This window comes from Chromobacterium piscinae, from assembly GCF_021129175.1.
Lineage (GTDB): Bacteria > Pseudomonadota > Gammaproteobacteria > Burkholderiales > Chromobacteriaceae > Chromobacterium > Chromobacterium piscinae.
The window spans coordinates 58,131-67,954 of sequence record NZ_JAJOHV010000057.1 but is presented as its reverse complement, the minus strand read 5'-3'; the positions used below and the strand labels follow the sequence as shown (position 1 = coordinate 67,954).

Annotated in this window: 13 protein-coding genes; 10 read left to right on the top strand and 3 right to left on the bottom strand. The window is 66.4% G+C overall.

The features are described from left to right. Positions 1–13: 13 nt before the first annotated feature. A complete protein-coding gene (locus LQR33_RS14765) occupies positions 14–220 on the top strand; it encodes a hypothetical protein (RefSeq protein WP_231469550.1) in 207 nt (68 codons plus the stop codon). Here the strand turns inward: LQR33_RS14765 and LQR33_RS14760 are convergent. Together LQR33_RS14760 and LQR33_RS14755 are read right to left on the bottom strand one after the other, a co-directional pair. After that, on the bottom strand, positions 208–999 hold the full coding sequence (locus tag LQR33_RS14760; protein ID WP_205692691.1) for a substrate-binding periplasmic protein: 792 nt from the start codon (positions 997–999) through the stop codon (positions 208–210). The genes LQR33_RS14765 and LQR33_RS14760 overlap by 13 nt on opposite strands. 134 nt (positions 1,000–1,133) lie before the next feature. Beyond that, positions 1,134–2,555, bottom strand: coding sequence for a DEAD/DEAH box helicase (locus tag LQR33_RS14755; RefSeq protein ID WP_221667714.1), 1,422 nt, complete (start codon positions 2,553–2,555; stop codon positions 1,134–1,136). A gap of 237 nt (positions 2,556–2,792) precedes the next feature. Between LQR33_RS14755 and LQR33_RS14750 the strand changes: the two genes are divergently transcribed. Both LQR33_RS14750 and LQR33_RS14745 read left to right on the top strand, forming a co-directional pair. After that, on the top strand, positions 2,793–3,467 hold the full coding sequence (locus LQR33_RS14750) for an MliC family protein (RefSeq protein WP_221665292.1): 675 nt from the start codon (positions 2,793–2,795) through the stop codon (positions 3,465–3,467). A 74-nt stretch (positions 3,468–3,541) separates the two neighbouring features. Further along, a complete protein-coding gene (locus LQR33_RS14745) occupies positions 3,542–4,078 on the top strand; it encodes a YaeQ family protein (RefSeq protein WP_021475672.1) in 537 nt (178 codons plus the stop codon). On the opposite strand, the gene LQR33_RS14740 is transcribed toward LQR33_RS14745, so the two are convergent. Further along, complete coding sequence (locus tag LQR33_RS14740) at positions 4,042–4,278, bottom strand: hypothetical protein (protein WP_166441353.1); 237 nt, start codon at positions 4,276–4,278, stop codon at positions 4,042–4,044. The genes LQR33_RS14745 and LQR33_RS14740 overlap by 37 nt on opposite strands. A 150-nt stretch (positions 4,279–4,428) precedes the next feature. On the opposite strand from LQR33_RS14740, the gene LQR33_RS14735 reads away from it, so the two are divergent. The 7 genes from LQR33_RS14735 to LQR33_RS14705 all read left to right on the top strand — a co-directional run bounded on the left by LQR33_RS14735 (position 4,429) and on the right by LQR33_RS14705 (position 9,768). After that, positions 4,429–4,959 carry a GNAT family N-acetyltransferase gene (locus tag LQR33_RS14735; protein WP_166441354.1) on the top strand — a complete coding sequence of 177 codons (531 nt, stop codon included), beginning with the start codon at positions 4,429–4,431 and terminating at the stop codon, positions 4,957–4,959. Between the two features lie 43 nt (positions 4,960–5,002). Next, positions 5,003–5,500: a YgjP-like metallopeptidase domain-containing protein gene (locus LQR33_RS14730; protein ID WP_021475674.1), complete on the top strand. Its 498-nt coding sequence runs from the start codon at positions 5,003–5,005 to the stop codon at positions 5,498–5,500. A 107-nt stretch (positions 5,501–5,607) separates the two neighbouring features. Beyond that, on the top strand, positions 5,608–6,198 hold the full coding sequence (locus LQR33_RS14725; RefSeq protein WP_166441355.1) for an alpha/beta hydrolase: 591 nt from the start codon (positions 5,608–5,610) through the stop codon (positions 6,196–6,198). 39 nt (positions 6,199–6,237) lie between these two features. Beyond that, positions 6,238–7,185 (top strand): substrate-binding domain-containing protein, encoded by a 948-nt coding sequence (locus tag LQR33_RS14720; protein ID WP_231469548.1) that lies wholly within the window; start codon positions 6,238–6,240, stop codon positions 7,183–7,185. 78 nt (positions 7,186–7,263) lie between these two features. Beyond that, entirely contained in the window at positions 7,264–7,806 is a 543-nt protein-coding gene (locus tag LQR33_RS14715; protein WP_166441357.1) for a DUF2059 domain-containing protein, read from the top strand. Between the two features lie 202 nt (positions 7,807–8,008). Then, entirely contained in the window at positions 8,009–8,827 is an 819-nt protein-coding gene (locus LQR33_RS14710) for a substrate-binding periplasmic protein (RefSeq protein WP_231469546.1), read from the top strand. A 53-nt stretch (positions 8,828–8,880) separates the two neighbouring features. Further along, positions 8,881–9,768, top strand: a complete 888-nt coding sequence (locus tag LQR33_RS14705) for an NYN domain-containing protein (protein ID WP_166441359.1) — start codon at positions 8,881–8,883, stop codon at positions 9,766–9,768. The last annotated feature ends 56 nt before the right edge of the window (positions 9,769–9,824 follow it).

Here is a 9,824-nt window from a genome sequence, read left to right as displayed (position 1 = left end):
CCAGGACGCCGGCGTGCGCCGGACGTTCGCCGCCGGCCTAGGCCCGCTGCTGGCGCAGTTGGAAGACGCCAGGCGCCGAGACGGCGCGGGGCCGTCGCCCGAGGCCAGCCTGGCGATGATGGTGGGGGCGCTGCTGCTGGCCCGGGCGGTGCCCGACGCCGAACTGTCGCAGCGGTTTCTGGACGAGGCGCGCGCCGCGCTGCGCGCTCAGGGCGAGTAGGCGCGCGGCTGCAAACAGGCTTCGCGGGTTTCCTGCAGCAAGCGGTCGAAGTCGCCGCTGTCCTGCAAGACCTTCAGGCCGCGGTTGAAGCGCTCCACCAGCTCCTTGCCCTGCGCGTGCTTGCGCCAGATCACCACATGCAGCGGCGCCGACCAGAACGAACGGTTCTGCGCCTCCAGCTGCCCGCCCTGGGCCGGCGGGAAATGATGGGCGATCAGGTAACGGCCCACTTCCAGATCGATGGGAAACAGATCGATGCGGCCGGCCAACAGCTTGCGCAGGTTGACCAGATCGTCCGGCGCGCTGTCCACCGCCAAGATCCCGTTCTTGGCCTGGGCGTCGAAATCGTCGGAATAGTAATTGCCGACGGTGACGCCGACGCGGGCGCCCTTGAGCTCGGCCCAGCGGCTCCAGTCCAGCTTGTGGCTCTTGCGTTGGTAAAACACCATGCGCGCCGACAACACCGGCAAGGTGTACAGCAGGTCGCGTTTGCGCTCCGCAGTCGGCGCCCAGCCGAAGCTGCCATCCACCTGGCCGTTGCGGGCCGACTGCAGCGTGCGGTTGTTGGGGTAATAGCGGAAGGCGACATCGACGCCGCCGCGGGCGAAGGCTTCCTTCACCAGCCGCGACAGAATGCCGTCGTAAGGCAGCTCCTGGCCCATGTACGGCGGCCATTCCTGATTGGAGAGAGTGATTTTGAGGCGTTGGGCAGCCTCAACCGGAGCCGCCAGCAGCGCGGCCCAGCTCAGGATACCCAGCGCCAAGCCGTGGTATCGCATCGTATTCCCGATCTTGCAAAATGCCCGGAGCCGTCCTTGTTTTATATGCTGCGGACAGTCTCCAGGCGAGCATAACCGTCAATGCGATATGCATCAATGCGAACCTTTTCGGTGCAATTCACACCGAGGCCGGTTTAACGGCCTTTCGGCGGGCTGAACAGCGCGGACTTCGGCGCGGACGGCTTGGCGGCGCGACCGCCCTGGCCGGCGCCCTGCCCCTGGCGCGGACCGCCGTTGCGGCCATGGCCCGCCGGCTTGCTTTCGGTCTGGTGGCGAGGCTTGGCCGGCGCGTTGCGCGACTGGCCCTGCCCCTGGCCGCGGTGTTGGCCTTGCCCCTGGCCGCCCCGTCCACCCTGGCCTTGTCCTCGGCCGCGGGCGCCGCCGCCCATCGGAATCGGCTCCGGCTTGACGTTGAGATCGGCCTCGAAGCCCGGCACGGTAAAGCGCTCGATCGACATCTTGATCAGCTTTTCGATGTCGCGCAGGAAGCTGAACTCGTCGACGCACACCAGCGACAACGCTTCGCCCGGCGTGCCGGCGCGGCCAGTGCGGCCGATGCGGTGCACGTAGTCTTCCGGCACGTTAGGCAGCTCGAAGTTGACCACGTGCGGCAGTTGGTCGATGTCCAGGCCGCGCGCGGCGATGTCGGTTGCGACCAGCACTTGCAGCTCGCCGCTCTTGAAATCGGCCAGCGCGCGGGTGCGCGCGTTCTGGCTCTTGTTGCCGTGGATGGCGGCGGCCGGGATGCCGATCTTGTCCAGCTTCTCTGCCAGGCGGTTGGCGCCATGCTTGGTGCGGGTGAACACCAGCACCTGGAACCAATTCTGCTCGCGGATGAGATGGATCAACAGATCGGTCTTCTTATCGCGGTCAACCAGGTGTACCTTCTGGGTCACCAGTTCGTTGGTGGTGTTGCGGCGCGCCACTTCCACCAGCTTGGGGTTGTCCAGCAGTTTGTCGGCCAGCGCCTTGATTTCGTCGGAGAAGGTGGCCGAAAACAGCAGGTTCTGACGCTTGGCCGGCAACTTGGCCAGCACCTTCTTGATGTCGTGGATGAAGCCCATGTCCAGCATGCGATCGGCTTCGTCCAATACCAGGATCTCGACGCCGGACAGGTCGACGGTCTTCTGGCCGACGTGGTCCAACAGGCGGCCCGGCGTCGCCACCAGGATGTCTACCGGCGAGCGCAGCGCCTTGATCTGCGGATTGATGTTGACGCCGCCGAACATCACCAGCGACTTCAACGGCAGGTATTTGCTGTAAGCGCGCACCGACTCTTCCACCTGGGCGGCCAGCTCGCGGGTGGGGGTCAGCACCAACGCGCGCGGACGGCCGGCATGGTGGCTGGGCGAGCGCATCAGCAACTGCAGCAGCGGCAGCGTGAAGCCCGCGGTCTTGCCAGTGCCGGTCTGGGCCGCGGCCAGCAGGTCGCCGCCTTGCAGCACCTGCGGGATGGCCTGGGCCTGAATCGGAGTGGGCGTGGTATAACCGGTATCGGCGACAGCGCGCAGCAAAGGGTCGGCCAGGCCTAGGTCGGCGAAGGTAAGATCGGACATAATATGCTCCTGCGACGGCCCATCGCAGGAACTGCGACCAATCCAGGCTGACGGGAAAAAGAAGGTTAACTCGATGATGAGAAAGGCGCGCGGGACTGGTACTCGCGCGAAGCGTCGCAGTGTACAGCCAATCGCCGGCATTGGGAACTCGCCGCAGCGAATGGCCGCAGGAAGCCGATGGCGCCGCAGCGGACGGCAAACCGGCTCGCTATAATACGTTGTATTCAAGGATAGATTATGCCCGTAGCCCCATCTCGGCTGATAGGCTTGTTTTTGCTGCTGCCCACGCTGGCCCTGGCCGCCAAGAGCGGCCATGCGCGCGCTGGCGGCGAAGGCGTCCCGCCGGCGCCGCCAGCCGCCGCCGTCCTGCCGCCGGTGGCCACCGATTTCCACTGCGACCAACCCGCCAATATGGTGGAAAGCATGGTCTGCCAGGACGATGGCCTGACCCGGCTGGACAACCGGCTGGAGAAAGTTTACGCCCAGGCCCTGAGCCAAGCCGAGCAAAGCCGCAGCGGCGCGCAAGCCAAGCTGATCGCCGAACAAAAGCGCTGGGTGAAAAGCCTGAAGGACTGCATGAAGGACGAGGATCCCCACATGTGCCTGGGGGACACCTACATCCTGCGCATCACCCAGCTGCAAGCCACCTGGAACCTGGCCCAATCGCTGACGCCTTTGCGCTACCTGTGCCGCGGCCAGCCCGGCGCCACCATACTCGCCACCTTCTACCGCACCCACCCCGCCACCGCCAAGCTGGAGCGCGGCAACGCGCTGGTGATCGTCCACCAGGGCCTGAGCGGCAGCGGCTCGCGCTATCAGGGCCAGGGCGTAGAGTTCTGGATCAAGGGCCGCGACGCCAGCGTCAACTGGCGCGGCGAATCGCTGGAATGCACCAGCCAGCCCTCGCCTTGACGCCGGCCGGCGGTTAGAATCGGACGCCCTGCCGCAATGTCGCGCCGGGCGAACCCGATTCAGCGAAGATCCCCATGGCCCTGACCGCCACCATATACAAAGCCACCCTGACGCTGTCCGACATGGACCGCGGCTATTACGCCACCCATCCGCTGACGCTGGCCCAGCATCCGTCGGAAACGCTGGAACGGATGATGCTGCGCATCGCCGCCTTCGCGCTCAACGCCAGCGAAACGCTGGCCTTCACCCGCGGCCTGTGCGCCGACGACGAGCCGGAGCTGTGGCAGAAGAATTACGCCGACGAGATCGAGCTGTGGGTGGACCTGGGCGAACCGGACGAGAAGCGGCTGAAGAAAGCCTGCTCCCGCTCCGAGCGCGTGGTGCTGTACAGCTACGGCGGCCGCGCCAGCGAAGTGTGGTGGGGACAGAACGAGGGCAAGCTCGCCCGCCTGGACAAGCTGGAAGTGTTCCGCATCGACTTCGACGCGCTGCAGTCGCTGGCCGCGCTCGCCACGCGCAGCATGCAGCTGACCGCCACTATCCAGGACGGCCAGCTGTGGCTCAGCTGCGGCGATCAGACCATCTTGCTGGAGCCGATGCGGCTGAAGTGACGCGTCAGCCAAACGCCCAGCCGCCGCAGCAGATTGGGACGGGCAGGCTGGCAATGGCGGCCGGCTCTCATGCCCGCCAGCAGCCGGCGCTGGCGCAGCGTCTGTCCGCTGTCTTTTCTCGCGGGCAGGCGGCTGAGGATCGCCACGCCGGATGCCTCGCGGCAGCTGCGGCGCAATGCGGTTCTGACGGGTATGGCCATCCAATGCTTCTCCATGCGACGGGATCACCCGTCCATGTTAGGCGGCCGCGGCTCAATTTCCGGCAAAAATCGCCCGCCTCCGCATAAACAAGATCTAAATTTCCATCCTGCGATATGCTGTTCCACGTGAAACCCGCCAAGGAACAGCCGATGCTCGCCCTCCGCCCGGCCGATGCCGAAGACACGCCCGCCATCGCCGCCCTGCACGCCGCCAGCTGGCGCGCGAGCTACCGCGGCATCCTGCCGGACGACTATCTGGACCAGCGCGCCGCTGACGAAAGGCTGGCCTTGTGGCGCGGCCGCTTCGAAGCCCCCTCTCCGCCCTGGGTTCGGCTGGCCTGCTGGGATGGCGAGCCGGTCGGCTTCGTCTGCCTGCAGCCGGAGGTAGCCCCCGAGCTGGGCGTCTACCTGGACAATCTGCACGTGCTGCCCGGCCAGCAAGGGCGCGGCATCGGACGCGCGCTGATGGCCGCCGCCGCGGCCGAGGCTTCGCGGATCGCGCCCGGCCGGCCGCTCTATCTATGGGTGTACGAGCGCAATGCCGACGCCTGCGCCGTCTACGGCAAGCTTGGCGGCGAAGTGATGGAGCGCCGCGAGGTGGACACCCCGGCCGGCACCCGCGCCGCCGCGCTGCGCTACAGTTGGGCCGATCCCGCGCGCCTGATCGCCGGCAAGGCTTGAGCGGCGGCAACACGCATCGCCGCCGCGGCCTTACAATATCCCCATGCCCACTCTCAAATACCTGCCGCATTACCCGCCCGCCCTGGTGCAACAGGCGCAGGCGCTGTTCGATTCCGGCGAGCTCGGCGCCCTGCTGCGCAGCAAGTACCCGGACGACCACGACGTGCAGACCGACAAGGCGCTGTACCAGTTCGTCTCCGCGCTGAAGCAGCGCCACCTGAAAAACGCGCCTCTGCCGGCAAAGGTGCTGTACGACAACCAGCAGCATCCGCTGAAGGGCACGCTGGGCACCAATACCACCATCTCCCGGGTGCAGGGAGGCCGGCTGAAGAGCAAGAGCGAGATCCGCATCGCGTCGCTGTTCCGCGAGCTGCCGCTGCCCTTCCTGCAGATGATCGTCGTGCACGAGCTGGCCCACCTGAAAGTGCGCGATCACGACAAGGCCTTCTACCAACTGTGCTGCCACATGCAGCCCGACTACCACCAGCTGGAGTTCGATCTGCGGCTGTGGCTGAACTGGCGCGAGCAGAGGCTGGATTGAACGGCCGCGCCATTTATGGCGCAAGAGAATAACAAAACAATTCCTTATTATTTTTCAAGCTATTCCGGCCGCGCTACAGTCAGACCATCGTCTCCCGCGAGTCCGCCATGTTCGCCACCCTGCAACCGTTCGACCTGATCATCCAGCCCGGCTGGAACAATTCCGGGCCGCGCCACTGGCAAAGCCACTGGCAGCGCCGGCTGGGCGCCCGGCGCGTCGACAACGCCGACTGGACGCATCCCCTGCTGGACGACTGGCTTGACGGCCTGGACGCGGCGCTGGACCGCTGCGTCAAGCCGGCGCTGGTGATCGCCCACAGCCTGGGCTGCATCGCAGTCGCCCACTACGCGCGCCAGCGCCCGGAGCGCATCGCCGGCGCGCTGCTGGTGGCGCCGGCCGACGTCGAGCGCGCCTTCGTGCCCGCCGAGCTGATGAATTTCGCCCCGGTGCCGCGCCAAGCGCTGCCGTTCCCGGCCAAGATCGTCGCCAGCAGCAACGACCCATTCTGCAAGACCGCCCGCGCCGCGCGGCTGGCCGGCTACTGGCAGGCGCCGATCACCTGGCTGCAGCACGCCGGCCACATCAATGTCGACTCCGGGCACCAGCAATGGGAAGAAGGCTGGCCGCTGCTGCGCCAGCTGGCCTGGCGCGCGCAGCGCCATCTTGAGTCCAGGACAGTCGCAACTGCGATCGGATGAGCTAGACTGATACGAGTCAGACTCCATGCTCATCCCGCCATGCCCGCCTCGCTCATTTCGTTTCTCAGCCTCGCCCTGCTCGCCGGCTCAGCTCCCGCCGCCGCCGCGAACCTGTCCCGCATCGGCATTTCAGTCGGCGCGCTGGACAACCCCTTTTACCAAGCGCTGGCGCGCAGCGCGGTACAGACTGCCCACCGACTCAATCCGGCGGTGCACATCAGCTCGCAGTCGGCCAATTTCACGCTGGGACAGCAGCAGGAACAGCTGCGTCAACTGATCGCGCAGAAAGTGGATTTGATCCTGCTGGGCGCGGTGAACAGCCGCGCGGTGGCGCCGCTGGTGAGCCAGGCTCGCGCCGCCGGCATCACCGTGGTGGCGGTGGACGTGGACGCGCCCGACGTCGACGGCACGGTGAAGTCCGACAACCGCCAGGCCGGCGAACTCGTCTGCCGCTACCTAGCCCAGCGGCTGCACGGCCGCGGCACGCTGATGATCCAGGGCGGCCCGCCGGTCACCTCGGTCAGCGACCGCATCGCCGGCTGCCATGCCGCGCTGGCCGCCTTCCCCCACATCCGCGCGGTCGACGACGGCGCCAACGCCCAGGGCTCCAGCCTGGGCGGCCAGCGCGCGATGCAGCAATCGCTGCAGCGCTGGCCCGATCTGGCCGCCGTGTTCACCATCAACGACCGCCAGGCGCTGGGCGTGGAGAAGGCCTTGAGCGCCGCCGGGCGCAAGCAGGTGCTGATCGGCTCGGTGGACGGCTCGCCCGACATCGAACGCGCGCTGAAGCTGCCCGGCCAGATCGTCGTCTCCGCCAGCCAGTCGCCGTACCTGCTGGGCCGCGAAGCAGTGAAGCTGGGCGTCAAACTGCGCCGCGGCGACACCTCCGTCCGCCACGTGACGGTGCAGGTGGGGCTGGTCACCCGCGACAACCTCTCCCGCTACCAGGGCTGGCAGGCGGCGATGCCGTCCGCCGCCCAGCCCTGACCGCATGGGCTTTGACCTGGGCGTCCGCCGGTGTCACACTGCCGGCTCGACATCCATTACCCGATCAAAGGATTTGCCATGTTTGCTTCCCGCTCGATCAAGGCCGGCATCGCCGCCCTGCTGCTGACCCTGCCGCTGCTCGCCCACGCCGACGCCGCCCAGGAAGCCGGAGCCAAGGAACTGGCCGCCACCCTGAATCTAGACAATATGCTGCCCGCGTTGGCGCAACGCACCTCCGCCAGCGCGCTGCCGCTGCTGCAGGAATACTTCGTCAAGAACAAGATCAAGCTGACCGAAGCCCAGCAGAAAAAAGCGCAAGCCGGTCTGAAGGGCTACGGCGACGGCATCCAGAAACTAGCCGCCGACTACTTCGGCTCCGCCGCAGTCAAGACCCAGTTCGAACAAACCGTGGTGAAGAACTTCAGCGCCCAGTTCAGCGCCGAGGAGCTGAAGCAAGTCAATGCCTTCTACAAGAGTCCGGTTGGCCAGAAATTCATGAAGCAGCAGCCGCAGATCGGCGATGCCATCGCCAGCGAAACGCTGAAGAGCGCCGAAAAGGCGTTGCTGCCGAAGATGCAGGCCGCCGCCGACGCCTACGGCAAGACCATCGCCAAAAAGTAATCAGTCTGCTGCAGGCTAAGCCGGCGCGCGCTCCCGCGCAGCGCCGGCTTGGTCCTGTTGATCCCGCCAGACTCATCGCGCATGCCGCCCCCCAGGGTCGCCCGACCGCTTCGCGCCTCCGTCGTCTCCTTCGCCAACGTAAAAGCCACGCCACCGGCCACGCGCTATAACGATGGTATTCCTCTCTCGGAGCATGACCGCGATGCGCCAGTCCATCGCCCGCCGGCTGTTGCCGATGCTGTGGTCCTTCAGCTGCTCGGCGGCGCCGCAAACCGTGACCATCCTAACCGACAACAGCTATCCGCCTTACTCGTATGAAACGGCCGGCCAAGCCCGGGGCATCTACAACGACATCCTGCGCGCCGCCTCCAGCCGCCTGCGCGGCTACCGGATAGAACTGCATCCGGTGCCCTGGAAACGCGGGTTGGCGGAGCTAGAGGCCGGCCGCGCGCTGGCGCTGTCTCCACCCTACTACCGGCCCGGCGAGCGCCCCTTCATGCGCCCCTATTCGCTGCCCATGCTGCGCGAAAAAGTGGTGGTCTATTGCCGCGTGCCGGTGATGAAGCAGCCGCGTCCGGCCTGGCCTAATGACTATCTGGGGCTGCGTTTCGGCAACAACGCCGGCTTCCGGCCCGGCGGCAACGCCTTCTGGGCGCTGGTCGACCTGGGGCGGATCGAACTGGAAGAGGCGCCGGACGTTCGCACCAACTTGCTGAAGTTGATCCGCGGCCACCTGGATTGCTACCAGAACGACAAACTGGCGATAGACATGGAGCTGGCGAAGCTGCAGCGCCAGGGCCTGTACCGCGACGGCCAGCTGGCTGAGGCGGCGACGGTATCGGAGGAGCAGGGCTATGTCGGCTTCACCGACCGCGACGACGGCCGGTTCCCATACAAACAGGACTTCATCCGCGAGCTGAACCAGGCGCTGGCGGGCATGAAGCGGGATGGCAGCGTCGACCGCATCGTCGGGCGCGCGCTGGACGCCGCGCGCGGCCATGCGGCGTCGGCCAGTTTTTGACAGCCGGGAAAGCCCCGGCATAGCATGTGCTGTCGCCCTACCCGAAAGACTCAATGGAAAACCGCAAACTGGCGGTGCTGATAGACGCCGACAACGCCCAGTCCTCGCTGATCGCCGAGCTGCTGGCCGAGGTGGCCAAGTACGGAACCGCCATCGTCAAGCGCGCCTACGGCGACTGGACCACCACCCAGCTCAAGGGCTGGAAGGAAGTGCTGCACCAGTATGCGATCTCGCCGATGCAGCAGTTCGCCTACACCAAGGGCAAGAACTCCACCGACTCGGCGCTGATCATCGACGCGATGGATCTGCTCTACACCGGCAATTTCGACGGTTTCTGCCTGGTATCCTCCGACAGCGACTTCACCCGCCTGGCCACCCGGCTGCGCGAAGGCGGCCTGACCGTGATCGGCCTGGGCGAGCAATCGAAGACGCCTCGCCCCTTCATCGCCGCCTGCGACAAATTCGTGTTCACCGAGATTCTGCGCCCGGCGCCGCCGGCCAAGCCGAAACCAGAGACGGCGACGGCAGCAGACAAGCCCAAAGCCCGCAACAGCCGCTCGCGCGCCAAAGCCGCGCCGCACAGGGAAAAACACCCGTTGCAAGACATGTTCACCTCGGCGATCGAGGCGGTGGCGCGCGACAGCGGCTGGGCCGAACTGTCGGCCGTCGGCTCCTATCTCGCCAAGAACGACCCCTCGTTCGACCCGCGCAACTGGGGCCATGGCCGCCTGTCGCAGATGGTGAAGAAACTGGACTTCCTGACCGTGCAGGAGAGCCGGAACGGCTCCAAGCTGCACAGCGAGATCCGGCTGCGCCACGATGGCGAGCCCGCCGTCATCGAGCCGGCGGCGCCCGTCGAGACGCCGACCCCGCCAGAGGAAAGCGCCGCGCCGCCGCGCAAGAAGCGCAGCCCGCGCAAGAAAATCGCTCCCGTCGGTTAATACTGGTACGTTAATTGCTCAGGCCTTGGCTCAAGGCCCCGAACGACCTCAAGCAA